General features: G+C 65.8%; 1 protein-coding gene. It reads left to right on the top strand.

The annotated features are described in order from the left end of the window. Positions 1-130 precede the first annotated feature (130 nt). Positions 131-768: tannase/feruloyl esterase family alpha/beta hydrolase (locus HW466_RS30960; protein WP_176316132.1), on the top strand; the 638-nt coding region annotated here is incomplete at its 3' end.

Below are 768 nucleotides of genomic sequence, written 5' to 3'. Positions count from 1 at the left end.
GCACACGCGAGGTACGCGGTGAGCGGCGGCGGTGCCGGCACGACGCCCGGGGTGGGAATGGGGCAGGTCGGCGCGATGGTGGGGGTCAAGCACATGTTCTGATCCGGCAGATTGAAACGAGGGGGATATCTTGAACCGAAAATATGCATTCCTTTGTTTGTCGCCGCTGTTCGCAGTCGGGCTTGCCGGTTGTGGCGGCGATGGCACGACCAACGCCGCGCCCTCGCATCTGAGCGCCGCGACGCCGGCGGCGATGACGCAGAGCTGCGATGCGCTCGCCGCGAAGCTCGCCTACGCGAATACCGCGTTCACGTCCGTGACCACCGCTTCGGCCGGTGCGTTGACGGTGGCCGGCAAGCCGATCGCCGAGCATTGCGTGATCGAAGGGAAGATGAACGAGCGCGTTAGCGCGGTCGATGGGAAGACCTACGCGATCGGCTTCGAGATGCGCTTGCCGAAGGCCTGGAACGGACGCTTCTTCTACCAGGCGAACGGCGGGCTGGACGGCAACGTGGTGACCGCGACTGGTGAGATCAGCGGCGGCGGGCCGTTGAACGATGCGTTGAACATGGGCTTCGCGGTGATCAGCTCCGATTCGGGGCATGGCGCCGCTCAGAACCCGTTGTTCGGGCTCGATCCGCAGGCGCGGCTCGATTACGGCTACGCCGCCGTGGATGCGCTCACGCCGATGGCCAAGCAGGTGATACGGCTGGCTTATGGGAAGGCGCCCGATCGCAGCTACTTCGACGGCTACTCGAACGGCGGGCG

Origin of the sequence: Burkholderia territorii, assembly GCF_902833055.1 — a bacterium.
Taxonomy (GTDB): Bacteria; Pseudomonadota; Gammaproteobacteria; order Burkholderiales; family Burkholderiaceae; genus Burkholderia; species Burkholderia territorii.
Note: the sequence above shows the minus strand (reverse complement) of the source record. Positions and strands in the feature narration are given on the sequence as shown.